This window comes from Pseudenterobacter timonensis (assembly GCF_900021175.1).
Classification (GTDB): domain Bacteria; phylum Pseudomonadota; class Gammaproteobacteria; order Enterobacterales; family Enterobacteriaceae; genus Enterobacter; species Enterobacter timonensis.
Window position 1 is genome coordinate 176,135 of the sequence record NZ_FCOP01000012.1, and the last position, 25,447, is coordinate 201,581.

Genomic DNA, 25,447 nt, shown 5'->3' on the forward strand with positions numbered 1-25,447 from the left:
GTTCAATCTGCAAAGTGTATCGCACTTACGCCTGCTTCGTAAAAATGTCTGCGATAACTGTTGATATTGTCAGCGGATCTGATGTTTTTTCAGCAATGCACGCAGCTGATGGTAGGTGAGCCCGAGCAGTTCCGCCGCCCGCTTCTGGTTAAAGCGGGCCGTCTCCAGACTCGCCTCAAGCAGCGTTTTTTCCTGCTCATGCTGAAACTGGCGCAGATTCAGCGGCAGGGTGGGACCGTCGGGGGAGCGCTCCGGCGCGGCCGGACGCCTGAACGGATCGATAATTATCTCATCCAGCGGTGAATCGCTGCTGCCGTGGCGATAGACAGAGCGCTCGACCACGTTCTTCAGCTCGCGGATATTTCCGGGCCAGCGATAGTGCTGCAGCGTGTCACGCGCCCGCTCGCTGAAGCCCGCGAACAGCGGCAGGCCCAGCTCGCGGCACATCTGAATGGCAAATTGCTCCGCCAGCAGCATGATATCCCCCTGGCGTTCGCGAAGGGGCGGCAGCAGCACCACGTCAAAGGCCAGCCGATCAAGCAGGTCGGCGCGGAACATTCCTTCTGCCACCTTTTGCGGCAGATCTTCATTGGTGGCGCACACCAGCCTGACGTTGACCTGCAACGGCTGGCTGCCGCCCACGCGTTCCAGTTCGCCATACTCGATCACCCGCAGCAGCTTTTCCTGTACCAGCATCGGGGCGGTGGCCAGCTCATCCAGAAACAGCGTGCCGCCATCGGCCCGTTCAAAGCGGCCAGGATGGCGCTTTTGCGCCCCGGTAAAGGCCCCCGCTTCATGGCCAAACAGTTCACTGTCGAGAAGGTTTTCATTCAGCGCGGCGCAGTTGAGGGAGATAAACGGCCCATCCCAGCGCCGGGACAGGTAGTGCAGCCGGTTGGCGATAAGCTCCTTGCCGGTGCCGCGCTCTCCGATGATGAGCACCGGCTTATTAAGCGGCGCCAGGCGGGAGACCTGCTCCAGCATCTCCAGAAAAACGTTATCTTCTCCCAGCAGCGTATCTTTAAACTCAGCCATGATGAAATTCGCCATCCGTTAGTGATATTGACCAGGTAAGCTTAGGTTCGGGCTGGCGTAAAATCAACCAGATTCTTTAAAATCAATAAGATAAAAAGTTGGCACGCAGTTTGTATTAACGTAACAGCAGGGCATCGCCCAATTACAGAACCAAGAGGAATTGATTATGGGTATTTTTTCTCGTTTCGCCGATATCGTGAACGCCAATATCAACTCGCTGCTGGAGAAGGCGGAAGATCCGCAAAAACTGGTGCGACTGATGATCCAGGAGATGGAAGACACGCTGGTTGAAGTTCGCTCCACCTCCGCCCGCGCCCTGGCGGAAAAGAAACAGCTGACGCGCCGCATTGAGCAGGCGACCGCCCAGCAGGCCGAATGGCAGGAGAAAGCGGAGCTGGCGCTGCGCAAGGATAAAGACGATCTGGCGCGTTCCGCGCTGATTGAAAAGCAGAAGCTGACCGACATTGTCGCCACGCTGGAGCATGAAGTGACGCTGGTGGATGAAACCCTGGTGCGCATGAAAAAAGAGATTGCCGAGCTTGAGAACAAGCTGAGCGAAACGCGGGCCCGCCAGCAGGCGCTGACCCTGCGTCATCAGGCGGCCAACTCCTCTCGCGACGTGCGACGTCAGCTCGACAGCGGCAAGCTGGATGAGGCGATGGCCCGTTTTGAATCGTTCGAACGCCGCATCGATCAGATGGAAGCGGAGGCTGAAAGCCACAGCTTTGGCAAACAAAAATCGCTGGATCAGCAGTTTGCCGAGCTGAAAGCGGATGATGCCATTAGCGAGCAGCTCGCCCAGCTCAAGGCCAAAATGCAGCAAGATAAGCAATAATAATTGAGGCGGCACCTCGCGTGCCGCAACGCATCGTAAGACAAGGAGTACCTATGAGCGCCCTTTTTCTGGCCATACCCCTGACCCTCTTCGTGCTGTTTGTGCTGCCGATCTGGTTATGGCTGCACTATAACAATCGATCTTCCGGCCGTGACCTGACGCAAAACGAAAAGCAGCGCCTGGCGCAGCTGACGGAAGAGGCGGGCAGAATGCGCGAGCGTATCCAGGCGCTGGAGGCGATTCTGGACGCGGAACATCCGAACTGGAGGGAACGTTAATGGCTGGACTAAACTTGAAAAAGAAACTGTGGCGTATCCCCCAGCAGGGAATGGTGCGCGGTGTCTGTGCCGGGATCGCGCATTATCTGGATGTGCCGGTGAAGCTGGTCCGGGTGGTGACGGTGCTCTCCATCTTCTTTGGACTGGCCTTCTTTACCCTGGTGGCCTATGTCGCGCTGGCGTTTGTGCTGGATCCCATGCCCGAAGGGGCCGAGAACGGCGAAGCGGAACCCACCAGCAGCGAGCTGCTGGACGCGGTTGACGCCGAACTGACAGCGGGAGAGCGGCGGTTGCGCGATATGGAACGTTACGTGACATCCGATACCTTTACGCTGCGCAGCCGTTTTCGCCAGCTTTAGAGGAGTGAAAAGATGAGTCAAAAGTGGCAACAGGCCGGTCGGAAAGTGAAACCGGGCCTCAAAATCGCCGGCAAATTGGTCTTACTGACCGCCCTGCGTTACGGCCCGGCAGGCGTGGCAGGGTGGGCGGTCAAATCGGTTGCCCGCAAGCCAGTCAGAATGCTTCTGGCCGTTGCGCTGGAGCCGCTGCTGACACGCGCTGCGCGCCGGGTTTCTAAGCGCTTTTCGCGCTAACTTCTCGCCCGAACCGCTCCTCCCTGCGGAGGAGCTGGGCTATTTCCTGCCTGTTGTATTAACTCCCTCCATTATTTGCGTTAGCTCACATAACTGATTAGCGCCGCTTTTTCAGCTCTTTTTCCAGACTTTCTCGCGTTGACAGATTATTTTGTCGAGAGTAGATTGCCATTCCGTGGGACCGCTACCATGGAAATCTAATGTGAACAGGAAAATTACCGATATCGTTAAGCGTGTGTACGGGGAGACATTTTCCTCCGCTGCATTACATATGCTTTCAGAAAAAATAGAAAAGGCTAAAAGTACAATTAGCCATCAGCGTAAGAAACAGTGGGACGAAAAAGATGTTGTCCTTATCACCTACGCTGATCAATTCTTCTCCCCGGGTGAAAAGGGGTTGCCTCTCTTTACCCGCTTTTATAATCGCTGGCTCGCCTCTTCATTTTCACATGTCCATCTTCTGCCTTTTTATCCGTGGTCCTCTGATGATGGATTTTCCGTTATTGATTACCATAAGGTCGCGCCGGAAACAGGTGAGTGGAGTGACGTTGCCGAATTAAAAAAGACGGCCAGCCTGATGTTCGATTTTGTCTGCAACCATATGTCGGCCAAAAGCGAATGGTTTTCCCGTTATTTGCAGCAACAACCAGGTTATGAAAATTTCTTTATTGCTGTCGATCCGGCTACGGATTTATCCGACGTCACGCGCCCTCGCGCACTGCCGTTATTGACGCCTTTTACCCTGGCGGATGGCTCGGTGCGCCACCTCTGGACCACCTTCAGCGAAGACCAGATCGATCTTAATTTCGCCAGCCCGGAAGTCCTGCTGGCGATGGTGGATGTTCTGCTTCACTATCTGACCCAGGGGGCGGACTACGTGCGTCTCGATGCGGTAGGCTTTATGTGGAAAGTACCCGGCACGCCCTGCATTCACCTTGAGCAGACGCACCTGCTGATTCAGTTATTCCGCGCGATTACTGATGAAGTGGCGCCGGGAACGGTGCTGATTACTGAAACCAACGTGCCGCACAAAGACAACATTGGCTATTTTGGCGACGGCCATAACGAAGCTCAGATGGTCTATCAGTTCTCTTTACCGCCGCTGGTGCTTCACGCCGTCCACACGGGAAGCGTGCGGGTGCTGTGCGACTGGGCGCGTGGGCTATCGTTGCCTTCAGACAAGACCACCTGGTTTAACTTCCTGGCTTCCCATGACGGCATCGGACTGAACCCGTTGCGCGGCATATTGCCCGAGCCAGAGATCCTCTCGCTGCTGGAAAAAGTCCAGCAGGAGGGGGCGCTGGTTAACTGGAAAAATAACCCCGACGGTACGCGTAGCCCTTATGAAATTAATGTCACCTATCTGGATGCATTAAACAAGAAAGAGAGCAGTGACCAGCAAAGAGCAGCGCGTTTTATTCTGGCGCACGCGGTCTTATTAAGTTTCCCGGGCGTTCCGGCGATTTATATTCAGAGTATTCTTGGTTCGCGTAACGATTACGCGGGAGTGGAGCGCCTGGGATATAACCGCGCCATTAACCGACGGAAATACCGTGACGGAGAAATTGATGGTGAACTCGAAAATACGCAAAGCCTGCGGCATCTCATTTATCAGGCATTAACGCGATTAATTGCGATTCGTCGGGGTGAATCGTCTTTTCATCCTGCCAGCGACGCTTGTTTTGATATGGCTAATGAGCATGTGCTGCGCATTATTCGCGTGTCGTCATCGGGCGAGCGTATTACGGCACTCTTTAACTTTACCGATACAACACAAAATATCGCTTCAACGACTAAAAACGGAAGAGAGTTAATTACCGAAACCCCTGTTTGCGGCTCCTCTCTGACCCTCAATCCATGGCAGGTCATGTGGATTAAAGAAAACTAAAAGGACGGAAAAAATGAAAATGCCCAAGATTGTGCTGATATCAGCACTGGTTTCGTGCGCCCTGATGTCGGGTTGTAAGGATGACAAAGCCTCCGTTGTCACCATCGAATTTATGCACTCCTCGGTTGAACAGGAGCGTCAGGCGGTTATTACCCAGCTGATTGACCGTTTCGAGAAAGAGAACCCCGGCATCCACATCAAGCAGGTGCCGGTCGAAGAGGATGCCTATAACACCAAAGTGATTACGCTTGCTCGCACCGGCGCGCTGCCGGAAGTGATAGAGGTGAGTCACGACTACGCCAAGGTGATGGATAAAGAGCAACTGCTGGACAGGGATGCGATCCGTGACGCCATCAATGCCGTGGGGCAGGATCGCTTTTATGACGGCATTTTGCGGGTAGTGCGTACCGAAGATGGCGCCGCCTGGACTGGCGTACCGGTCAGCGCCTGGCTCTCGGGTATCTGGTATCACAAATCGGTTCTCGCCGCAGCGGGTATCGACGAGCCGCATAACTGGGCGCAACTGCTGGAGGCCAGCCAGACGCTGACTGACCCGGCGAAGAAACACTATGGCATCGCGCTGCCGACCGCGGAGAGCGTGATGACCGAGCAGGCCTTCTCGCAGTTTGCCCTGTCGGGCGGCGCCAACGTCTTTGACGCGAAGGGCGACATCGTTATCGACACCCCTGAAATGACACGCGCGCTGGCGTTCTACCGCGAGCTGGCAAAAACCACCATGCCCGGCTCCAACGACGTCATGGAGATCAAAGACGCCTTTATGAACGGCACCGCGCCGATGGCGATCTACTCCACCTACATTCTTCCGGCGGTCTTTAAAGAGGGTAATCCAGCCGATCTCGGGTTTGTGGTGCCGACCGAAACCTCTTCCGCCGTCTACGGCATGGTGACCTCCCTGACCATTACCAGCGGCCAGACGGAAGAGGAGACGCAGGCGGCGGAGAAATTTGTCACCTGGATGGAGCAGGCTCAGAACGCGGCCGACTGGGTGATGATGTCGCCGGGAGCCGCGCTGCCGGTTAATAAGCTGGTGGTGGAAACCGCATCCTGGAAAGAGAACGACGTGATCAACGCGTTCGGCCAGCTGCCCTACGAACTTATCGCGCAGTTCCCGAACGTGCAGGTCTTTGGCGCGGTGGGGGATAAAAACTTTACGCGCATGGGGGATGTGACCGGCTCCGGCATCATCAGCTCAATGGTGCATGAAGTCACCGTCGGTAAAAAAGATCTCGGCAGCACGTTAAGTGACAGCCAGACGCGTCTGGCCGAACTGGTCTCTCAACGATAGGAGCGCACCGCGAAGGGAATTATGAAAACGTTGTTTTCTGGTCGTTCAGATATGCCTTTCGCCATGCTGCTGTTGGCCCCCAGCCTGATACTGCTGGGGGGCCTGGTGGCCTGGCCGATGATCTCCAACATCGAAATCAGCTTTTTACGTCTGCCTTTGAATCCGCGGATCCAGGCCACATTCGTCGGCATTGAGAACTATGTGCGTATTCTGAGCGATGCGGCATTCTGGCATTCGCTGTGGATGACCTTCTGGTATACGGCGCTGGTGGTGCTGGGCAGTACCGTACTCGGCCTGGCGGTGGCGATTTTCTTTAATCGTGAGTTCCGGCTGCGTAAAACGGCGCGGTCGCTGGTGATCCTCTCCTACGTAACGCCCTCCATCTCGCTGGTGTTTGCGTGGAAATATATGTTCAACAACGGCTATGGGATCGTGAACTACCTGGGTGTCGATCTGCTGCATCTCTATGAGCAGGCGCCGCTGTGGTTCGATAACCCGGGCAGCAGCTTTGTACTGGTGGTGCTCTTCGCCATCTGGCGCTACTTCCCGTATGCCTTTATCTCTTTTCTGGCCATTTTACAGACCATCGATAAATCCCTCTATGAAGCGGCGGAGATGGATGGGGCCAATGGCTGGCAACGTTTTCGCATCGTCACGCTGCCCGCCATTATGCCGGTGCTGGCGACGGTGGTAACGCTGCGCACCATCTGGATGTTCTATATGTTCGCCGACGTCTGGCTGCTGACCACCAAAGTCGACATCCTGGGCGTCTATCTCTACAAAACCGCCTTTGCCTTCAATGACCTGGGGAAAGCGGCTGCCATTTCTGTGGTGCTGTTTGTCATTATCTTCGCCGTCATTCTGCTGACCAGAAAAAGGGTAAACCTCAATGGCAACAAATAAACGCATTCTGAGCCGCATTGGCTTTTATATCGGGCTGGCGCTGTTTCTGATCGTCACGCTGTTTCCGTTTTTCGTGATGCTGATGACCTCATTTAAGAGCGCGAAAGAGGCGATCTCGCTGCATCCGACCATTCTGCCGCAGGCCTGGACGCTGCAGCACTATGTCGACATCTTTAATCCGCTGATCTTCCCATTCGTTGATTACTTCCGTAACAGCATGGTGGTGTCGCTCAGCGCCTCGGTTATCGCCGTCTTTCTGGGGACGCTCGGCGCCTATGCGCTGTCGAAGCTGCGCTTTAAGGGGCGAATGACCATTAACGCCAGTTTCTACACCGTCTATATGTTCTCCGGCATTTTGCTGGTGGTGCCGCTGTTCAAAATCATCACCGCGCTCGGGATCTATGACACGGAGCTGGCGCTCATTATCACCATGGTGACCCAGACGCTGCCGACCGCCATTTTTATGCTGCGCAGCTATTTCGACACCATTCCGGATGAGATCGAAGAGGCGGCGATGATGGATGGGCTGAATCGCCTGCAAATTATCTTTCGCATCACCGTGCCGCTGGCGATTTCCGGGCTGGTATCGGTCTTTGTCTACTGCTTTATGGTGGCGTGGAACGACTATCTGTTCGCCTCCATTTTTCTCTCCAGCGCCAGCAATTTCACGCTGCCGGTCGGACTCAACACGTTGTTCAGCACACCAGATTATATCTGGGGCCGCATGATGGCGGCATCGCTGGTGACGGCGCTGCCGGTTGTGGTCATGTATGCGCTCTCGGAGCGTTTTATTAAGAGTGGTTTGACCGCCGGCGGCGTGAAGGGCTGAGGCGGCCAGTATTTAACAAGGAGTCAGTCATGAAAAAATTAGTAGCAAGCGCCCCGCGTGTGGCGGCGCTGGTGGAGTATGAAGATCGTCCCGTTGCGGCCAATGAGGTCAAAATTCGCGTGAAGTTTGGCGCGCCGAAACACGGTACCGAAGTGGTGGACTTCCGTGCGGCCAGCCCCTTTATTGATGAAGAGTTTAACGCGGAATGGCAGCTTTTCTCCCCGCGCCCGGAAGGGAGCGCGCGCGGCATTGAGTTCGGTAAATTCCAGCTCGGCAACATGGTGGTTGGCGAGGTGATTGAGCGCGGCGCAGAGGTCACCGACTATCAGCCGGGCGATAACGTTTGCACCTATGGTCCGCTGCAGGAGAGCGTCATTGTTAACGCGGTCAATAACTATAAGCTGCGCAAAATGCCACAGGGCGCCTCCTGGAAAAACGCCGTCTGCTACGATCCCGCGCAGTTTGCCATGAGCGGCGTGCGCGATGCGAACGTTCGGGTGGGGGATTTCGTTGTGGTCGTTGGCCTGGGCGCGATTGGCCAGATCGCTATTCAGCTGGCGAAGCGCGCGGGCGCGTCGGTGGTGATTGGCGTCGATCCGATTGCCCATCGCTGCGATATTGCCCGCCGCCACGGGGCTGACCACTGTCTTAACCCGATCGGCACGGACGTGGGTCTTGAGATCAAAAAGCTCACCGGCAAGCAGGGAGCGGATGTGATTATCGAAACCAGCGGCTTTGCCGATGCGCTGCAATCGGCCCTGCGCGGGCTGGCTTACGGCGGCACCATCTCCTACGTGGCCTTTGCTAAACCCTTTGCCGCAGGCTTTAACCTCGGTCGCGAAGCGCATTTCAACAACGCCAGAATCGTCTTTTCCCGCGCCTGTAGCGAACCAAACCCGGATTACCCGCGCTGGAGCCGTAAGCGCATTGAGGAGACCTGCTGGGAGCTGCTGATGAACGGCTACCTCAACTGCGACGATCTGATCGACCCGGTCGTCACCTTCCACAACAGTGCGGAGAGCTACATGAAGTATGTCGATCAGCACCCGGAACTGAGCATCAAAATGGGCGTCACCTTTTAAGCTACGGAGAGCAGAGATGAAAATTGCAACGCAGAACCAGGCCTTTTTCCCGACAGATATTCTGGAAAAGTTTAAATACATCAAAGCAATGGGTTTTGATGGCTATGAAATTGACGGCAGGCTGCTGGTGGAGAATCTGCCGGCGGTAAAAGCGGCAATCCAGGAGACGGGTCTGCCGGTCACTACCGCCTGCGGCGGTTACGACGGCTGGATCGGCGACTTTATCGAAGAACGCCGCCTCAACGGGCTTAAGCAAATTGAACGCATTCTGGAAGCACTGAGCGAAGTGGGGGGTAAAGGCATAATTGTGCCTGCGGCGTGGGGGATGTTTACCTTCCGTCTGCCGCCGATGACCTCCCCGCGCAGCCTGGAAGGCGATCGCCACGCGGTCAGCGACTCCTTACGCCAGCTGGACAAAGCTGCTGCCCGGACGGGAACGACCATTTACCTGGAGCCGCTCAACCGCTACCAGGATCATATGATCAACACCCTGGCGGATGCCCGGCGCTATATCGAAGAGAACGATCTGCAACATGTGCAGATCATCGGCGATTTTTATCACATGAACATCGAAGAGGATTCTCTTACCGGGGCGCTGCACGCTAACCGCGATCTGCTGGGTCATGTGCATATCGCCGATAACCATCGTTATCAGCCGGGCAGCGGCAGCCTGGATTTCGCCTCGCTGTTCGATCAGCTGCGCAAGGATGGTTACGAGGGGTATGTGGTGTATGAATGCCGCGTTCGCGCGGACGACCCGGCGCGCGCCTATCAGGATTCACTGACCTGGTTACGTGAGTGTTAAGGATGACGAGCGTGATGAGTGCTTTAACCTCTTCGCCGCTGCGCGTCGCCATTATTGGCGCCGGCCAGGTGGCGGATAAAGTACATGCCTCGTATTACGCCACGCGCAACGATCTGCAGATGGTGGCTGTCATGGACAGCCGCCTTGAGCAGGCGCAGGCCTTCGCTGAACGCCACGGTATCCCCGCGGCGTATCAGGATACCCGGCAACTGTTACAGGAGGCGAAACCTGACATTGTCAGTGTCTGTTCGCCTAACCGCTTTCACTTTGAACATGTGATGGCCGCGCTGGAAGCGGGTTGCCACGTGATGTGCGAGAACCCGCCCGCCATGACCCCGCAGCAGGCGGACCGGATGCGGCTGGCGGCCCGCAAAGCCAACCGGGTGCTGGCCTACGATTTCCACCATCGTTTCGCCAGCGATGCGCAGCTGCTGCGTAATGCGGTTGTCAACGGCACCTTTGGCGAGATCTATGTCACCACCGCCCAGGCGCTGCGCCGCTGCGGCGTGCCGGGCTGGGGCGTTTTTACCAACAAAGCATTGCAGGGCGGCGGGCCGCTGATTGATATCGGCATCCATATGCTGGATGTCGCCATGTATGTGCTCGGCTTTCCGACGGTGAAACGGGTTACGGCGCACAGCTTCCAGAAGATCGGCACCCGCAAAAACAGCGGGCAGTTTGGCGAGTGGGACCCGGCAAACTACACCGTGGAGGATGCCCTGTTCGGCACGGTTGAGTTCTGTAACGGGGGCATTTTGCGTCTCGACACCTCTTTCGCCCTGAATATTCGCGAGCAATCCATCATGAATGTCGCTTTCTGTGGCGAAAAGGCGGGAGCGACCCTTTTCCCGGCACACATTTATAACGATACCGACGGTGAACTGCACACGCTTATCCAGCGGGAGGTGGCGGACGATCAGCGTCATTTGCGCAGCATGGAGGCGTTTGTACGCCATGTGATGGGTGAGCCGGTGATGATCGCCGATGGTGAGCAGGGCTGGGTTATCCAGCAGCTGGTGGCGGCCCTTTATGAGTCGGCGGAAAAAGGGGAGAGCGTAACGTTATGCTGAATCTTTCCGTATTGACCGATCCTGGTTTTAATCCGCACAGCCTGAATAAATATGCCTCGATTATGGCCTGCGGCAACGGCTATATGGGGATCCGCGCCACGCATGAGGAGGACTACACCCGGCAGACGCGCGGGATGTACCTGGCGGGGCTCTATCACCGCGCCGGACGCAACGAAACCAACGAACTGGTAAATCTCCCGGACGTGACGGGTATAGCGCTGGAGCTTGATGGGGAGATCTTTACGCTGTTGGCCGGCGAGACGCTCAGCTGGCAGCGGGAGCTGGCCTTCGAAAACGGCGAGCTGCGCCGCAGCGTCATCTGGCGCTCGCCGAAGGGCGCGCGTTTTCGTCTCGACAGCCGCCGTTTTGTCTCCCTGGCGCAACTGCCGTTAATGGCAATGCAGTACAGCATTACCCCGCTCGACGGGCAGGCGCAGGTCAGCCTGAATACGGGGATTGACGCAACCCAGACCAACAGCGGCCGACAGCATCTGGATGAAATCTCGGTGCGGGTGATCGGCGAAACCGGCCTGCAGGGGATTTACGAAACGCAGGATCGCGCCAGCGAAGTAGTGATCTCCGCGTCGTGTCGGCTCTCCGCTCCCGCCGGGAGTTGCTTTAGCGCGAAAAACCGCCGTCTTGGTTGTCATCATCTCCTGACGGTACAGCAGGGCGAAACCGTGACGCTGGAGAAAATAGTCTGGGTTGCCTGGCGCAACGAAAGAGCGCTCTCCCGGGAGACGTTTGCCCGCCGCTGTATGCAGCAGCTGGAGAGATGCGTGCAGCAGGGCTATGACGCGTTGCTGGCGGAGTCTGCCCGGGCGTGGCAGACAGTCTGGTTAAACAGTCGGGTCACGGTAAAGGCTGACAACCCCTATGATCAGATGGCGCTCGATTATGCCGTATGGCATCTCACCGCCATGACCCCCGCCCATGACGAACGTTGCAGCATCGCGGCGAAAGGGTTAACAGGCGAGGGATATAAAGGCCATATTTTCTGGGATACGGAAATTTTCCTGCTGCCGTTCCATCTCTTTACCCGCCCGGCTACGGCACGCAACCTGCTGCGCTACCGCTGGCTCAACCTCTCCGGCGCGCGGGAAAAGGCGCGGCGCAACGGCTGGCCAGGCGCCTTATTCCCCTGGGAGAGCGCCGCGAGCGGACAGGAGGAGACCCCGGAGTTTGCCGCCATCAATATCCGCACCGGCGTCAGGCAGAAGGTCGCTTCCGCCCTGGCGGAGCACCATATCGTCGCGGATATCGCCTGGGCGGTGGTGGCTTACTGGCAGGCGACCCACGATGACGCCTTTATGCGCCACGAAGGACTTACGCTGCTGATGGAAACCGCCACGTTCTGGATGGGACGTGCCGTGGAGGTCAACGGACGCCTGGAGATTCATGACGTTATCGGGCCGGACGAATATACCGAGCATGTGAATAACAACGCGTATACCAACTATATGGCCTGGTATAACGTCGCGAGCGCGCTGACCTTTATGCGCCAGTTTGGCTGCGAAGAGAGCCGCTTTAGCGAATCCGCCGCGCGTTTTCTGACGCAGCTGTGGCTGCCTGAAGCGAATGACGAGGGGGTGATCCCGCAGGATGACACCTTCATGAGCAAGCCCGCCATCGATCTGACCTCTTACCGCGCGAAGGCCGGAAAACAGACCATCTTGCTGGACTACTCCCGCGCGGAAGTGAATGAGATGCAGATCCTTAAGCAGGCCGATGTGGTGATGCTGAACTATCTGCTGCCCGAGAAATTCGACCGGCGCGAATGTGCGGCGAACCTTGCCTTTTATGAACCGCGTACCATCCATGACTCCTCTCTGAGCAAGGCGATACATGGCATCGTCGCGGCGCGCTGCGGCGACCTGGCAATGGCCTGGCGCTACTGGCGTGACGGAACTGCCATTGATCTCGGGGACGACCCCCATAGCAGCGACGAGGGGATCCACGCGGCGGCTACCGGCGCCATCTGGTCTGGCGCCATTCAGGGATTCGCCGGAGTGCAGATCAAAGACGGGGAGTTGCATCTCTCTCCCGCGCTGCCGCAGGCATGGCAGCAGCTTCATTTCCCGCTGAAGTGGCGTAACGCGTCGCTGGAAATAACGGTGGATAGCGAGGCGCTGACTATCGTCACGACGGAACCGGTACAGGTTACGGTTTGGGGCGTCACATTTACGCTTGCGGGTCAGCAGACCTTTCTACGCAAGGATTTTCATTTATCTGTTAATGGGACCGCTACCAGGAAGGAGGGCGACGATGCTTAAGGCGGTGATTTTCGATCTGGATGGCGTTGTTACCGACACAGCGCATCTGCACTTTCAGGCGTGGCGAAGCGTCGCCGCCGCCATCGGCATTGAAATTGATGAAGCCTTTAACGCCAGCCTGAAGGGAATAAGCCGCATGGACTCCCTGATGCGCATTTTGCGTCACGGCGGGAAAGAGGCGGTATTCAGCGCCGATGAACGCGAGACGCTGGCGCAGGCGAAGAACGCGCTCTACGTCGATTCGCTCCGCACCATCACCGCTCAGGCGCTGCTGCCGGGCATCGCGCGCACGCTCGCGGAGTTACGCCAGGCAAAGGTACGCATCGGGCTGGCGTCGGTATCCCTTAACGCACCGACGATATTGCGCGCGCTGGGGATGAGCGAGGCGTTCGATTTTTGCGCTGACGCCTCGCGTATTGCGCGCTCCAAGCCTGACCCGGAGATTTTCCTTGCCGCCTGTCAGGGGCTGGGGGTTAAGCCGCAAGAGGCCATCGGTATAGAGGATGCGCAGGCGGGCATCGACGCCATTAACGCGGCGGGAATGATGTCGGTAGGCATTGGCGAGGGGCTGCAACGCGCCGGGCTGCGGCTTACCTCCACCGACCAACTCTCATGGCACTGTTTAGCTGATTTCTGGGCCGCCGGTCGCCGCCCAAAAGCGCATCGATAAGGAAACCACTATGGCTCAACTCTCTCTTAAACATATTCAAAAAATTTACGACAACCAGGTCCACGTGGTGAAGGACTTTAACCTGGAGATCGAAGATAAGGAGTTCATCGTCTTCGTCGGGCCATCGGGCTGCGGCAAGTCCACCACGCTGCGGATGATCGCCGGACTGGAAGAGATCAGCGCAGGCGATCTGATGATTGACGGCGTACGAATGAATGATGTGCCGGCCAAAGCGCGTAACATCGCGATGGTGTTCCAGAACTATGCGCTTTATCCGCATATGTCGGTCTACGACAACATGGCGTTCGGGCTGAAAATGCAGAAAATCCCCGCGTCGGTCATCGAGGAGCGGGTCAACTGGGCGGCGCAGATCCTCGGCCTGCGCGACTATCTGCAGCGCAAGCCGGGCGCGCTGTCGGGCGGGCAGCGCCAGCGCGTAGCGCTCGGCAGGGCCATTGTGCGGGAAGCGGGCGTATTTCTTATGGATGAACCCCTCTCAAACCTTGACGCCAGGCTGCGCGTACAGATGCGCGCGGAGATCGGTAAGCTGCATCAGAAGCTGAACACCACCATGATCTACGTTACGCACGATCAAACCGAGGCGATGACGATGGCAACGCGCATCGTCGTTATGAAGGACGGGATTGTGCAGCAGGTGGGTGCGCCAAAGCAGGTTTATCACCACCCCGCCAATATGTTTGTTGCCGGATTTATTGGTTCGCCGGCCATGAATTTTATTCGCGGCGCTATCGATGGTCACTATTTTGTCACCGAAACGCTGCGTCTTGAAATTCCGCAGGAAAAGCGGGCAGCCCTGACGGCGAAAGGGTATCAGCGCAAGGCGGTAATATTCGGCATCAGACCGGAAAATATTTTAACCACGCCAGATAACGTTAGCGATGCCACAGCGAAAATTAGCGTAGCCGAACTCACCGGCGCCGAATTTATGCTTTATGCCACCGTGGGTGGACATGAATTAGTGGTTCGCGCCAGTGCCGATAATGACTATCAGGCCGGAGATAATCTCGCCATTCAGTTTGAGATGGATAAATGCCATTTCTTTGATGCAGATAGCGAAGTCGCTATTTAAAAAAGCAGGTCCGCCGGGAGTTTCCCGGCATTTTGGTTTTTTATTATAAAGGAATATATTAATGAGTACTCTATTACGAAGTGCTGCGCTGCTGTTATGCGCAGGTGTCTCCTGTGCCCAGGCGGCAGACGAAGAGAAAAAATGGGCTTTTAATATTGGCGCAATGTATGAAATAGAAAACGTTGAAGGGCAGGGTGAAGATAAAGACGGATTATATGAACCCTCCGTCTGGTTTAACGCCAGCTGGGATGCCTGGACTATCTCCGTCGCGATGTATCAGGAGGGGCCGGTGGATTACAGCAGCATGACGCGCGGCACCTATTTCGATCGCCCGGAACTGGAATTACGCTATCGTTTTATTGACAGCGATGACTTTACTTTCGGCCTGACCGGCGGCTTTCGCAATTACAGCTACCATTTTAAGGACGAGACCGGCGCCAGGGTCGGCAGCGCGAATATGCAGCGTTATAAAGTCCAGCCAGACTGGGATATCAGGCTGAGCGATGACTGGCGCTTCAGCGGCTGGTTAGCCATGTATCAGTTCGCTAACGATCTGTCGAAAACGGGTTATTCCGACAGCCGTGTTGAAACGGAGATCGGTTTTACCTGGACCATCAATGAGACGTTCTCTTTAAAAACCAATTACTATCTGGAGCGCGGCTTTAATATGGACAGTTCGCGTGATAACGGCGAATTTTCCACGCAGGAGATCCGTGCCTATCTCCCCATCTCTTTAGGTAGCACCACGCTGACACCCTATACCCGCATCGGGCTGGACCGCTGGTCGAACTGGAACTGGCAGGATGACCCGGAGCGGGAAGGGCACGACTTTAACCGCCTCGGCTTACAGTATGCCTATGACTTTGGTAACGGTTTCTCCACCACGCTTGAGTATGCCTACGAGTGGCAGAATCATGACGAAGGGAAAAACGACCGTTTCCACTATGCGGGCGTAGGGTTCAATTACGCTTTCTGAGCAGAGAAAAAGGGGCTTCGGCCCCTTTGTCATTTCAGCGATGCGGTAAGCGACAGATGCGTTTCCACCATCACATGCTGCGGCACATCCTTGCCCGCCATCCGCTGAAAAAGCAGGTTGCAGCTCTCTTCTCCCAGACGGCGGGTCGGGATGTCAAAGCCGCCCGGCGCCGGGGCGAGGATCAGAGAGAGCATCGGGTCGCTGTAGCCCGCGACCGCCAACTGACCGGGTATGTTTATCCCCAGCGCTTCGGCTGCGCGGTAGAGCGCAAGCAGTTTCATACTGTCGGTCGCAAAGACGGCCTCAGGGGGCGTGGCGGAGGAGAGAAGCGCCCGGGCCGCCGCCAGCGCGCTTTCGTGGGTATAGCCGCCGTCGACAATCCACGCGGGATTCACGGAAATGTTATGACGTTGCAGACTTGCCTTATAGCCCGCCAGACGATCGATGGAGACATGGTAATCAAGCGGCGCGTGCAGGCAGGCTATTTTTTGATGGCCGTTACGGATAAACGTATCGGTTAAGGTGATGCTGTCACGGAAATTATCGGTATCGACCGAATAAATATTATTGTAATGACCTTCGACTTTGCCGATGACGACCACAGGAATAGCGTAAGCATCCAGCCTGGCGAAAAAAGTTTCATCTGCCGGGGAACTTAACATAATAATTCCTTTGATCATCTTTTGTTTTATTTTATTTTCACATTTCTGTAAATCATCCTCACTGTTTCGTGAGGTTTGTAATATGACGTCAAAATTCTCTTCTTCGGCTTTAGCGGTGATGGCATGTAACACATCGGAGAAAAATGGGTTGCCCGCAGTGGTTTTGGTTGAACGCGTCGAAATAACCATAATGGCATCGAAACCGGAGGAGGTCAGCGCCCGCGCGAGTTTATTTGGCTGATAGTTGAGTTCTTCAATCGCTTTTAGCACTTTGTCACGCGCTTGCGGAGAAATATTGGTTTGTTTATTCAGAACCCGGGATACGGTTGATTTCGATACACCGGCAACGCGTGCAATATCATAAATGGTGGGTGACATACACCTTACGACTCCATCATAGCGGTAGTGGGGTTATCTTACTGGAGAAAAAAAGGGAATAACAGAACAATGAATTGAAAAACAACGAACTGCCCCAATTTCATGTATTCTCTCCGGGAACCAGGGCGTAAAAGGGCGAAACAGGATGGCGATAAAACGGCTTAGGAACGAACTTAATTCACTGGTTAATCGTGGGGTTGATCGCCATCTGCGGCTGGCTGTCACAGGACTCAGCCGCAGCGGTAAAACAGCCTTTATCACCTCTATGGTCAACCAGCTGCTCAATATCCACGCCGGTGCCCGCCTGCCGCTCCTCAGCGCGGCGCGCGAGGAGCGCTTGCTGGGAGTAAAACGTGTTCCCCAACGCGATTTCGGCATCCCGCGTTTTACCTATGATGAGGGACTGGCCCAGCTTTACGGAGACCCTCCGGCCTGGCCGACCCCCACCCGCGGGGTGAGCGAGATGCGCCTGGCGCTGCGCTTTCGTTCTCAGGATTCCCTGCTGCGTCATTTCAAAGAGACCTCCACGCTCTATCTGGAGATTGTGGACTACCCCGGCGAATGGTTGCTCGACCTGCCGATGCTGGCGCAGGATTACCTCAGCTGGTCGCGTCAGATGACCGGCCTGCTGCAGGGCGATCGCGCGAACTGGTCTGAACAATGGCGTAACCTCTGCGCCGGGCTGGACCCTCTGGCTCCTGCCGATGAAAACCGGCTCGCCGCCATTGCCGACGCCTGGACCGCCTATCTTCACCGCTGCAAGCAGGAAGGGCTGCACTTTATTCAGCCGGGTCGTTTTGTCCTGCCGGGCGAGCTGGCTGGCGCCCCCGCGCTGCAGTTTTTTCCCTGGCCGGAGGTGGATGCGATCGGGGAGGCGAAACTGGCGCAGGCGGAGAAAAACACCAACGCCGGGATGCTGCGCGAACGCTACCGCTACTATTGCGAGAAGGTGGTGAAGGGATTCTATAAAAACCACTTCCTGCGCTTCGATCGCCAGATTGTGCTGGTGGATTGCCTGCAGCCTCTCAACAGCGGGCCACAGGCTTTCAACGATATGCGTCTTGCGCTGACCCAGCTGATGCAAAGCTTTCACTATGGACAGCGCACGCTGTTTCGCCGTCTCTTTTCGCCGGTCATCGACAAGCTGCTCTTTGCGGCGACCAAAGCGGATCACGTCACGGTCGACCAGCACGCCAGCCTGGTTTCGCTGCTCCAGCAGCTGGTACAGGATGCCTGGCAAAACGCTGCCTTTGAAGGGATCGATATGGACTGTCTGGGGCTGGCCTCTGTACAGGCAACCGAGAGCGGGCTTATCGACGTTAATGGCGATAAAATTCCGGCGCTGCGCGGCCACCGGCTAAGCGACGGAGAGTCGTTAACCCTCTTTCCCGGCGAAGTGCCAGCCCGTCTGCCGGGAAACGCTTTCTGGCAAAACCAGGGCTTCCATTTTGAGTCGTTTCGCCCGCTGAGTATGAGCGTCGATCGGCCTTTGCCCCATATCCGGCTGGATGCGGCGCTGGAATTTTTGATTGGAGATAAATTGCGATGACGGAACCTCTCAAACCGCGTATCGATTTTACGGACGCCCTGACGCAGGCGCAGGAAGAGAAATATCGCCCCGCGCAGGCTTTCAGCGGTGAACCGGCAGAACATTTCGCCCCGGTCGCCGAACCGGTTCTCACCGAAGAAGAGGGTACGGCGGAGGCGGTAGTCGAATCCGCCCTGCGCCCCAAACGCAGCCTGTGGCGAAAAATGGTGATGGCAGGCCTGACGCTCTTTGGCGCGAGCGTGGTCGGGCAGGGCGTACAGTGGACCATGAATGCCTGGCAGACTCAGGACTGGGTGGCGCTGGGAGGCTGTGCTGCCGGCGCGTTGATTATTGGCGCAGGCGTCGGCTCGCTCACGACGGAGTGGCGTCGCCTCTGGCGGCTGCGCCAGCGCGCGCACGAGCGTGATGAGGCGCGCCATCTGTTGCAGAGCCACGCGGCGGGAAAAGGGCGCAGTTTCTGCGAAAAGCTGGCGGCTCAGGCAGGTATCGATCAGTCACATCCGGCACTGCAGCGCTGGTACGCGGCGATCCACGAGACGCAGAACGATCGGGAGGTGATCACGCTCTATGCCCATATTGTGCAGCCGGTGCTGGATGCCCAGGCGCGGCGGGAAATCAGCCGCTCCGCGGCGGAATCAACGCTGATGATAGCCGTCAGCCCGCTGGCGCTGGTGGATATGGCCTTTATCGCATGGCGTAACATACGGCTGATAAATCGTATTGCGGCGATTTATGGTATCGAGCTGGGCTACTACAGTCGGCTGCGTCTCTTTCGGCTGGTGCTGTTAAATATGGCCTTTGCGGGGGTGAGCGAACTGGTACGTGAAGTGGGGATGGACTGGATGTCGCAGGATCTTGCCGCGCGCCTCTCCGCCCGCGCCGCGCAGGGGATTGGCGCCGGCCTGCTTACCGCGCGACTTGGTATTAAGGCGATGGCGCTCTGCCGTCCGTTACCCTGGATTGACGGCGATAAGCCGAGGCTGAATGATTTTCGTCGGGAACTGATTGGCCAGCTTAAGGAGACGCTCCATAAAAAGCCGCAGTAACCGATACATCGTCTGCTAATTGTGCTGGCTGTCAATTTTTGTTGACAGCCATCTTCCAGAGCGACCCCGTCTGACATATTATTTTAATGTTATTGGCTTAAAGGGTGAATTTCCCATGCGTCTGGAAGTCTTTTGTCAGGACCGTCTCGGCCTGACCCGCGAACTACTCGATCTGCTTGTTTTACGTAGCATTGATCTGCGTGGCATTGAGATCGACCCTATCGGGCGAATTTACCTCAATTTTGCCGAAATTGAATTTGATACCTTCAGTAGCCTGATGGCGGAAATCCGCCGTATCGCTGGCGTTACGGATGTACGCACCATCCCCTGGATGCCCTCCGAACGCGAACACCTGGCCCTCAGCGCCCTGCTGGAGGCGATGCCGGAGCCCTTTCTCTCTCTGGATCTGAAGAGCAAAGTGGAGCGGGTAAACTCCGCCAGCTGCCAGCTTTTCGCCCAGAGCCAGGATAAACTGCGCAATCATCATGCGGCTGCGCTGATCCCCGGTTTTAATTTTCAGCGCTGGCTCGACGCGAATCCCCAGACGACCCACAGCGAACATGTGGTGATTAACGGGCAGAATTTCCTGATGGAGATCACGCCGGTACAGCTGAAAGGGGAAAATGATACCAGCGTACTGACCGGTGCGGTCATCATGCTGCGCTCCACTCTGCGCATGGGGCGCCAGCTGCAGAACCTCTCCAGCCAGGATGTGGGCGCCTTTAGCCAGATTGTCGCCGTCAGCCCGAAAATGCGCCACGTCGTGGATCAGGCCCGCAAGCTGGCCAATCTTACCGCGCCGTTGCTGATAACCGGCGATACCGGAACCGGCAAGGATCTGCTGGCGCACGCCGTTCACGCCGCAGGGCCGCGTGCAGCGAAGCCCTATCTGGCGTTGAACTGCGCCTCTATCCCGGAAGATGCTGTTGAAAGCGAGCTGTTTGGCCACGCGCCGGAAGGCAAGAAAGGCTTCTTTGAACAGGCGAACGGCGGATCGGTCCTGCTGGATGAGATAGGCGAAATGTCGCCGCGCATGCAGGCCAAGCTGCTGCGTTTTCTCAACGACGGCACGTTCCGGCGCGTGGGGGAAGATCATGAGGTGCATGTCGACGTACGGGTGATCTGCGCGACCCAAAAAAATCTGATGGATCTGGTCCAGAAGGGGCTCTTTCGGGAGGATCTCTACTATCGGCTCAACGTGCTGACGCTGAATATTCCACCGCTGCGCGATTGTCCGCAGGATATCATGCCGCTGACCGAACTCTTTGTGGCGCGTTTTGCCGACGAACAGGGTGTGCCGCGTCCGAAGCTCTCTGCCGATCTCGGCGCCGTGCTGACCCGCTACGCCTGGCCGGGTAACATCCGCCAGCTGAAAAATGCCATTTACCGTGCGCTGACGCAGCTTGAGGGATATGAGCTACGTCCTCAGGATGTGCTGCTGCCGGATCATGATGCGGGTACGGTTTCGGTGGGCGAGGAGGCGATGGAAGGTTCGCTGGATGATATTACCAGCCGGTTCGAGCGCTCGGTGCTGACCCAGCTCTATCGCAGCTACCCCAGCACGCGTAAGCTGGCAAAACGCCTGGGCGTTTCCCATACTGCAATAGCGAATAAATTGCGCGAGTATGGCCTGAGCCAGAAGAAAGGGGATGAATAAAGAAAATAAAGCCTCGGTTAAGAGGCTTTATTTTTTTACCGCTTAGGCCTTCAGCGCGTCGAGCGCCGCAGCGTAATCCGGTTCGGTGGTGATTTCGTTGACCAGCTGGCTGAATACGATGTTGTCATTTTCATCCAGCACCAGCACGGCACGCGCCGCCAGGCCCTTCAGCGCACCTTCTTCAATGCCGACGCCGTAGTTTGCGAGGAAATCCGCGCTACGCAGCGTGGAGAGTGTAATGACGTTGCTCAGCCCTTCCGCGCCGCAGAAGCGGGACTGGGCGAACGGCAGGTCGGCGGAAATGCACAGCACAACGGTGTTGTCCATTTCGGTTGCCAGCTGGTTGAACTTACGCACGGAGGCGGCGCAAACGCCGGTATCAATGCTCGGGAAAATGTTCAGAACTTTGCGTTTTCCGGCGAACTGACCCAGCGTTACGTCAGACAGATCTTTTGCCACAAGGGTAAAAGGCTGCGCTTTGCTGCCCGCCTGCGGAAGGTTGCCTGCTACAGAAACGGGGTTGCCCTGGAAATGAACGAGTTGTGACATGGATATCTTCCTGTTTACATATAGTTAACGTCGCAGCTAGTGTATGACATCAGCAGATAACACGGCAAACCAAATTTTGACCGTAAAGGAGCGAGTAATGAGAACCGTTAAGGTCTATGAAGAAGCATGGCCGCTGCATACGCCTTTTGTTATCTCGCGCGGCAGCCGCAGCGAAGCCACCGTGGTGGTCGTTGAAATAGAGGAAGAGGGGATAAAAGGGACAGGAGAATGTACCCCCTATCCCCGCTATGGCGAAAGCGTCGCCTCCGTAATGGCGCAAATCATGACGGTGGTAAACGATCTCGAAGCCGGAATGAGCCGCGAAACGCTCCAGCAGGCGCTGCCGGCGGGCGCCGCGCGCAACGCCATCGACTGCGCGCTTTGGTCGCTGGAAAAACAGCAGAATGCAGTTGCGCAGGAAGCCCTCCCTGCAAGCGTCATCACCGCGCAAACGGTGGTTATCGGCGAGCCGGAACAGATGGCCGCCAGTGCGAAAGCCCTCTGTGAGGCAGGCGCGCAGCTTCTGAAGGTGAAGCTCGACGACCGGCTGATAAGCGAGCGGATGGTGGCGATCCGTGCCGCCGCGCCGCAGGCGACCCTCATTGTCGATGCCAACGAGTCCTGGAAAAGCGAAGGACTGGCCGCGCGCTGCCAGCTGCTGGCGGACCTCGGGGTGGCCATGCTGGAACAGCCCTTGCCCGCGGGGGATGACGCGGCGCTGTCGCTTTTTATCCATCCGCTGCCGATTTGCGCGGATGAGAGCTGTCATACCCGGGAGAGCCTGCCGGCGCTCAAGGGACGCTATGAGATGGTCAACATCAAGCTGGATAAGACCGGTGGCTTAACGGAGGCGCTGGCGCTGGCCAGAGAGGCTCGCGAGCAGGGATTCGCCCTGATGCTGGGCTGCATGCTCTGCACTTCCCGGGCTATCAGCGCCGCGCTGCCGCTGGTCAATCAGGTCAGCTACGCCGATCTGGATGGTCCCACCTGGCTGGCGGTGGATGTCACGCCAGCCCTGCGTTTTACCACCGGCACGCTTTATCTCTGAGGCGTCCAGCACAGCAGGTCAGTCATGGCCTGCAAATACTTCTCGCTCGCCTCGTCAGAGGAGATCGCCGGAAACTCGGCGGTGATGCAGTTAAGACCCAGATCGGCGCACCAGCTGCCGAACGAGCCGGGCGTTTCGTAACCGACGCTTTTCACCAGCGGAAGGGAAAACGCATCGGCAAGCCAGACGCCGAGCCGCGTCTCGTGCGGATCTTCGATACAGGCCAGCGGATCGTGAAAGGAGACCACCCATGCGGGCTTGAGCTGGTGGATAAGCTTGCAAAGCCCCTGCGTTTCGGGCTCTGAACCGGGTTTCTCCCCGGTCAGCAATACCACATCCCGTTCCGGCGCCGCGCTGTTCCAGCGGTAGACCGTTTCCCCCGCCCGCCAGTTTGCCGCCGGGAAGTTACGATTAAGATCGACCCCGCGGGCGTTGGCGCGCAGCCCAAGCTGGCAGCCGTCCGGGTTAACGGTCAGGATCACATGATGGCGGCGACGCTCCGGTGCCAGGGTTCGCAGGGCGCAGGAGAGAGTAACAATCGAGGAATTTTCATCTCCGTGCGTGCCGGCGATGATCAGTCCGCTGTTGCGATCGGCCTGCGGCGCGGGAAACCAGATAAGCGGCGCGCCCAACAGGGAGCGTCCGTAATGTTCTGTTCCCGGCGGGAAAGCTCCTCGTTCGGTGCGTGGGCGAGTCAATGACATAAGAAATCCTGTTGGCGAGAAGGATACTGGCAGTGTTGTGCAAAACCCGGGCTTAATCAAATAGTTTGAGTCAATGTTAAGAATTGCCTGATATCAACTTTCCGGAGCGTGGCATTTGCATTTCTCCGTGTCGAAACAAATAATTACGCATCTGCTTGCTGTTATCAATTTTAAGGGGATCTCATGAAGCATCCTGTTTCACTGCTTTGTACCGCGCTGTGGTTGTGTGGACTCTCATCTTTCTCTCAGGCGGCGGATGTCCCGCCGGGAACCGCCCTGGCGCCCAAACAGGAGCTGGTCCGCCATATCAAAGATGAGCCAGCTTCGCTTGATCCCGCCAAAGCGGTGGGTTTGCCGGAAATTCAGGTGATCCGCGATCTCTTCGAAGGGCTGGTTAATCAGGATGAAAAGGGCGGTCTGGTGCCTGGCGTGGCGACGAAGTGGCAGACCAACGACAACCGGATCTGGACCTTTACCCTGCGGGATGACGCCCGCTGGTCAGACGGCTCGCCGGTAACAGCTCAGGATTTTGTCTACAGCTGGCAGCGTCTGGTCGATCCAAAAACGCTTTCGCCGTTTGCCTGGTTTGCGGCGCTGGCGGGAATTAATAACGCGCAGCAGATTATCGACGGCAAAGCGCAGCCCGCTACTCTTGGCGTTACCGCCGTGGATGCTCATACGCTTCGCGTACAGCTCGACAAACCGTTGCCCTGGTTTGCCAATCTGACCGCCAGTTTCGCCTTTTATCCGGTACAGAAAGCGAACGTGGAGAGCGGAAAAGAGTGGACCCGTGCGGGAGCGCTGGTGGGCAATGGCGCCTGGGTCTTACAGGATCGGGTAGTGAATGAGAAGCTGGTGCTGGTTCCTAACACCAATTACTGGGATAACGCCAAAACGGTGCTGAAAAAGGTCACCTTTATTCCGATTAATCAGGAATCTTCCGCCACCAAACGTTATCTGGCAGGGGATATCGATATCACGGAATCTTTCCCCAAAAATATGTATCAAAAGCTGTTAAAAGAGATCCCCGGCCAGGTTTATACCCCGCCGCAACTGGGGACCTACTATTACGCCTTTAACACGCAGAAGGGCCCCACCGCGGATGCCCGCGTCCGTCTGGCTCTGAGCATGACCATCGACCGCCGCATTATGGCTGAGAAAGTGCTGGGCACCGGGGAAAAACCGGCCTGGCACTTCACCCCCGACGTGACCGCCGGCTTCACGCCAGAGGCTTCGCCCTTTGAGCAGCAGTCGCAGGCGGAGCTTAACGCGCAGGCGAAAACGTTACTTCAGGCCGCAGGCTATGGCCCGCAGCGCCCGCTTAAGCTGACGCTTTTATATAACACCTCTGAAAACCATCAAAAAATTGCCATCGCCATCGCCTCAATGTGGAAGAAAAATCTCGGCGTTGACGTGAAGCTGCAGAATCAGGAGTGGAAAACCTACATTGATAGCCGGAACACCGGTAATTTTGACGTGATCCGCGCCTCCTGGGTGGGCGATTACAACGAGCCGTCCACCTTCCTCTCGCTGCTGACCTCCACCCATACCGGCAACATTTCACGCTTCAGCGATCCCGCCTATGACAAAATTATGAAGCAGGCCGCAATGGAGCCGACGGCGGAGGCGCGTAACGCAGATTACAACGCCGCCGAGAAGATCATCACAGAAAAAGCGCCGATAGCACCGATCTACCAGTATACCAACGGCCGCCTGATTAAACCCTGGGTAAAAGGCTATCCTATTAATAATGCTGAGGATGTGGCTTACAGCCGCACAATGTATATCATTAAGCATTGATCGGTACCGGTTGCCTGATGATGTCAGGCAACCATTGCTAAACCCGGAGCTGGCGCGGCTTGCAGCGCCAGTTTCTCCTTCTGACCATCTTCTGAACAGAATCATGCGTGCAGCAATCAGAAAAGAAGAATGGATAAAGTTATTTTCCCAGGTCTGGCGAGGCCGTAAAGGTTTGTTTGTGATTAACAGTCATGGAAACGGGGTAAAACAGCCGGGGTAGTTAATAGTGCGGGAAGCACAGCAATGAAACAACCGGTATAGTCTGGATAGCGGGTCATAGAACCGATTGAATATTGCGTTTTTAATGCAAAATTTTCTCAGAGAGTAATTGATTGATAATGGATAAAAAGAAAATTTAATGTCCAGATCTGGATTTATTTCTCAGCTTAGGCCTGTAACAAACAAATTTAATTGTTAATTC

At 56.5% G+C, this 25,447-nt stretch carries 24 protein-coding genes; 20 read left to right on the forward strand and 4 right to left on the reverse strand.

Translation table 11 applies throughout. The features are described from left to right. Positions 1-69: 69 nt before the first annotated feature. Positions 70-1,035 (reverse strand): phage shock protein operon transcriptional activator, encoded by a 966-nt coding sequence (gene pspF / locus BN3796_RS14260; protein WP_061709023.1) that lies wholly within the window; start codon positions 1,033-1,035, stop codon positions 70-72. 166 nt (positions 1,036-1,201) lie between these two features. Here pspF and pspA point away from each other — a divergent pair, with 166 nt between their 5' ends. From pspA to BN3796_RS14335, 15 genes are all read left to right on the forward strand, one after another. Continuing rightward, on the forward strand, positions 1,202-1,870 hold the full coding sequence (pspA, locus tag BN3796_RS14265) for a phage shock protein PspA (RefSeq protein WP_061709024.1): 669 nt from the start codon (positions 1,202-1,204) through the stop codon (positions 1,868-1,870). A gap of 53 nt (positions 1,871-1,923) precedes the next feature. Continuing rightward, positions 1,924-2,148, forward strand: a complete 225-nt coding sequence (gene pspB / locus BN3796_RS14270; protein ID WP_061709025.1) for an envelope stress response membrane protein PspB — start codon at positions 1,924-1,926, stop codon at positions 2,146-2,148. Beyond that, positions 2,148-2,507: an envelope stress response membrane protein PspC gene (pspC, locus tag BN3796_RS14275; protein ID WP_061709026.1), complete on the forward strand. Its 360-nt coding sequence runs from the start codon at positions 2,148-2,150 to the stop codon at positions 2,505-2,507. Before pspB ends, pspC begins: the two co-directional genes overlap by 1 nt. 12 nt (positions 2,508-2,519) lie before the next feature. Further along, complete coding sequence (gene pspD, locus BN3796_RS14280; RefSeq protein WP_061709027.1) at positions 2,520-2,741, forward strand: phage shock protein PspD; 222 nt, start codon at positions 2,520-2,522, stop codon at positions 2,739-2,741. Between the two features lie 202 nt (positions 2,742-2,943). Beyond that, the gene (locus BN3796_RS14285; protein ID WP_061709028.1) at positions 2,944-4,629 is read left to right on the forward strand and encodes a sugar phosphorylase; all 1,686 of its coding nucleotides are present in this window, start codon (positions 2,944-2,946) and stop codon (positions 4,627-4,629) included. A gap of 13 nt (positions 4,630-4,642) precedes the next feature. Then, positions 4,643-5,935, forward strand: a complete 1,293-nt coding sequence (locus BN3796_RS14290; RefSeq protein ID WP_061709029.1) for an ABC transporter substrate-binding protein — start codon at positions 4,643-4,645, stop codon at positions 5,933-5,935. A gap of 21 nt (positions 5,936-5,956) precedes the next feature. Then, positions 5,957-6,838, forward strand: a complete 882-nt coding sequence (locus BN3796_RS14295; RefSeq protein ID WP_061709030.1) for a carbohydrate ABC transporter permease — start codon at positions 5,957-5,959, stop codon at positions 6,836-6,838. Continuing rightward, complete coding sequence (locus BN3796_RS14300; protein ID WP_061709031.1) at positions 6,825-7,667, forward strand: carbohydrate ABC transporter permease; 843 nt, start codon at positions 6,825-6,827, stop codon at positions 7,665-7,667. Before BN3796_RS14295 ends, BN3796_RS14300 begins: the two co-directional genes overlap by 14 nt. Positions 7,668-7,696: 29 nt before the next feature. Beyond that, on the forward strand, positions 7,697-8,749 hold the full coding sequence (locus BN3796_RS14305; RefSeq protein ID WP_061709032.1) for a zinc-dependent alcohol dehydrogenase: 1,053 nt from the start codon (positions 7,697-7,699) through the stop codon (positions 8,747-8,749). A gap of 16 nt (positions 8,750-8,765) precedes the next feature. Then, positions 8,766-9,554 (forward strand): sugar phosphate isomerase/epimerase family protein, encoded by a 789-nt coding sequence (locus BN3796_RS14310; protein ID WP_061709033.1) that lies wholly within the window; start codon positions 8,766-8,768, stop codon positions 9,552-9,554. 11 nt (positions 9,555-9,565) lie between these two features. Further along, positions 9,566-10,624: a Gfo/Idh/MocA family protein gene (locus BN3796_RS14315; protein ID WP_148381807.1), complete on the forward strand. Its 1,059-nt coding sequence runs from the start codon at positions 9,566-9,568 to the stop codon at positions 10,622-10,624. After that, entirely contained in the window at positions 10,618-12,897 is a 2,280-nt protein-coding gene (locus BN3796_RS14320; protein ID WP_061709034.1) for a glycoside hydrolase family 65 protein, read from the forward strand. The genes BN3796_RS14315 and BN3796_RS14320 overlap by 7 nt, the downstream gene beginning before the upstream one ends. Further along, the gene (gene pgmB / locus BN3796_RS14325) at positions 12,890-13,567 is read left to right on the forward strand and encodes a beta-phosphoglucomutase (protein ID WP_061709035.1); all 678 of its coding nucleotides are present in this window, start codon (positions 12,890-12,892) and stop codon (positions 13,565-13,567) included. Before BN3796_RS14320 ends, pgmB begins: the two co-directional genes overlap by 8 nt. Positions 13,568-13,577: 10 nt before the next feature. Then, the gene (locus BN3796_RS14330; protein WP_061709036.1) at positions 13,578-14,657 is read left to right on the forward strand and encodes an ABC transporter ATP-binding protein; all 1,080 of its coding nucleotides are present in this window, start codon (positions 13,578-13,580) and stop codon (positions 14,655-14,657) included. Between the two features lie 61 nt (positions 14,658-14,718). Next, entirely contained in the window at positions 14,719-15,633 is a 915-nt protein-coding gene (locus tag BN3796_RS14335; protein ID WP_061709037.1) for an OmpG family monomeric porin, read from the forward strand. Positions 15,634-15,662: 29 nt separating this feature from the next. Here the strand turns inward: BN3796_RS14335 and BN3796_RS14340 are convergent, their stop codons facing one another. Further along, on the reverse strand, positions 15,663-16,673 hold the full coding sequence (locus BN3796_RS14340; RefSeq protein WP_061709038.1) for a LacI family DNA-binding transcriptional regulator: 1,011 nt from the start codon (positions 16,671-16,673) through the stop codon (positions 15,663-15,665). A gap of 151 nt (positions 16,674-16,824) precedes the next feature. Here BN3796_RS14340 and BN3796_RS14345 point away from each other — a divergent pair, with 151 nt between their 5' ends. The 3 genes from BN3796_RS14345 to tyrR all read left to right on the forward strand — a co-directional run bounded on the left by BN3796_RS14345 (position 16,825) and on the right by tyrR (position 20,925). After that, a complete protein-coding gene (locus BN3796_RS14345; RefSeq protein ID WP_061709242.1) occupies positions 16,825-18,222 on the forward strand; it encodes a YcjX family GTP-binding protein in 1,398 nt (465 codons plus the stop codon). Then, a complete protein-coding gene (locus BN3796_RS14350; protein ID WP_061709039.1) occupies positions 18,219-19,268 on the forward strand; it encodes a TIGR01620 family protein in 1,050 nt (349 codons plus the stop codon). Before BN3796_RS14345 ends, BN3796_RS14350 begins: the two co-directional genes overlap by 4 nt. 115 nt (positions 19,269-19,383) lie before the next feature. Continuing rightward, positions 19,384-20,925: a transcriptional regulator TyrR gene (tyrR, locus tag BN3796_RS14355; protein ID WP_061709040.1), complete on the forward strand. Its 1,542-nt coding sequence runs from the start codon at positions 19,384-19,386 to the stop codon at positions 20,923-20,925. 42 nt (positions 20,926-20,967) lie between these two features. On the opposite strand, the gene tpx is transcribed toward tyrR, so the two are convergent. Continuing rightward, entirely contained in the window at positions 20,968-21,474 is a 507-nt protein-coding gene (gene tpx, locus BN3796_RS14360; protein ID WP_061709041.1) for a thiol peroxidase, read from the reverse strand. 97 nt (positions 21,475-21,571) lie between these two features. Between tpx and ycjG the strand changes: the two genes are divergently transcribed. After that, complete coding sequence (gene ycjG, locus BN3796_RS14365) at positions 21,572-22,522, forward strand: L-Ala-D/L-Glu epimerase (protein WP_061709042.1); 951 nt, start codon at positions 21,572-21,574, stop codon at positions 22,520-22,522. Here ycjG and mpaA read toward each other — a convergent pair. After that, positions 22,513-23,226 carry a murein tripeptide amidase MpaA gene (gene mpaA / locus BN3796_RS14370; RefSeq protein WP_061709043.1) on the reverse strand — a complete coding sequence of 238 codons (714 nt, stop codon included), beginning with the start codon at positions 23,224-23,226 and terminating at the stop codon, positions 22,513-22,515. The genes ycjG and mpaA overlap by 10 nt on opposite strands. A 183-nt stretch (positions 23,227-23,409) precedes the next feature. Here mpaA and BN3796_RS14375 point away from each other — a divergent pair, with 183 nt between their 5' ends. Beyond that, positions 23,410-25,026 (forward strand): peptide ABC transporter substrate-binding protein, encoded by a 1,617-nt coding sequence (locus BN3796_RS14375; protein ID WP_061709044.1) that lies wholly within the window; start codon positions 23,410-23,412, stop codon positions 25,024-25,026. The last annotated feature ends 421 nt before the right edge of the window (positions 25,027-25,447 follow it).

Excerpts from the sequence above, each read along its gene's own strand:
- ycjG (WP_061709042.1), top strand. The coding sequence starts at position 21,572 with ATGAGAACCGTTAAGGTCTATGAAGAAGCATGGCCGCTGCATACGCCT.
- tpx (WP_061709041.1), bottom strand. The coding sequence starts at position 21,474 with ATGTCACAACTCGTTCATTTCCAGGGCAACCCCGTTTCTGTAGCAGGC.
- BN3796_RS14300 (WP_061709031.1), top strand. The coding sequence starts at position 6,825 with ATGGCAACAAATAAACGCATTCTGAGCCGCATTGGCTTTTATATCGGG.
- pspB (WP_061709025.1), top strand. The coding sequence starts at position 1,924 with ATGAGCGCCCTTTTTCTGGCCATACCCCTGACCCTCTTCGTGCTGTTT.
- tyrR (WP_061709040.1), top strand. The coding sequence starts at position 19,384 with ATGCGTCTGGAAGTCTTTTGTCAGGACCGTCTCGGCCTGACCCGCGAA.
- pgmB (WP_061709035.1), top strand. The coding sequence starts at position 12,890 with ATGCTTAAGGCGGTGATTTTCGATCTGGATGGCGTTGTTACCGACACA.
- BN3796_RS14340 (WP_061709038.1), bottom strand. The coding sequence starts at position 16,673 with ATGTCACCCACCATTTATGATATTGCACGCGTTGCCGGTGTATCGAAA.
- BN3796_RS14290 (WP_061709029.1), top strand. The coding sequence starts at position 4,643 with ATGAAAATGCCCAAGATTGTGCTGATATCAGCACTGGTTTCGTGCGCC.
- BN3796_RS14375 (WP_061709044.1), top strand. The coding sequence starts at position 23,410 with ATGAAGCATCCTGTTTCACTGCTTTGTACCGCGCTGTGGTTGTGTGGA.
- BN3796_RS14335 (WP_061709037.1), top strand. The coding sequence starts at position 14,719 with ATGAGTACTCTATTACGAAGTGCTGCGCTGCTGTTATGCGCAGGTGTC.
- pspC (WP_061709026.1), top strand. The coding sequence starts at position 2,148 with ATGGCTGGACTAAACTTGAAAAAGAAACTGTGGCGTATCCCCCAGCAG.
- pspA (WP_061709024.1), top strand. The coding sequence starts at position 1,202 with ATGGGTATTTTTTCTCGTTTCGCCGATATCGTGAACGCCAATATCAAC.
- pspF (WP_061709023.1), bottom strand. The coding sequence starts at position 1,035 with ATGGCTGAGTTTAAAGATACGCTGCTGGGAGAAGATAACGTTTTTCTG.
- BN3796_RS14305 (WP_061709032.1), top strand. The coding sequence starts at position 7,697 with ATGAAAAAATTAGTAGCAAGCGCCCCGCGTGTGGCGGCGCTGGTGGAG.
- BN3796_RS14295 (WP_061709030.1), top strand. The coding sequence starts at position 5,957 with ATGAAAACGTTGTTTTCTGGTCGTTCAGATATGCCTTTCGCCATGCTG.
- mpaA (WP_061709043.1), bottom strand. The coding sequence starts at position 23,226 with ATGTCATTGACTCGCCCACGCACCGAACGAGGAGCTTTCCCGCCGGGA.
- BN3796_RS14310 (WP_061709033.1), top strand. The coding sequence starts at position 8,766 with ATGAAAATTGCAACGCAGAACCAGGCCTTTTTCCCGACAGATATTCTG.
- BN3796_RS14320 (WP_061709034.1), top strand. The coding sequence starts at position 10,618 with ATGCTGAATCTTTCCGTATTGACCGATCCTGGTTTTAATCCGCACAGC.
- pspD (WP_061709027.1), top strand. The coding sequence starts at position 2,520 with ATGAGTCAAAAGTGGCAACAGGCCGGTCGGAAAGTGAAACCGGGCCTC.
- BN3796_RS14350 (WP_061709039.1), top strand. The coding sequence starts at position 18,219 with ATGACGGAACCTCTCAAACCGCGTATCGATTTTACGGACGCCCTGACG.
- BN3796_RS14330 (WP_061709036.1), top strand. The coding sequence starts at position 13,578 with ATGGCTCAACTCTCTCTTAAACATATTCAAAAAATTTACGACAACCAG.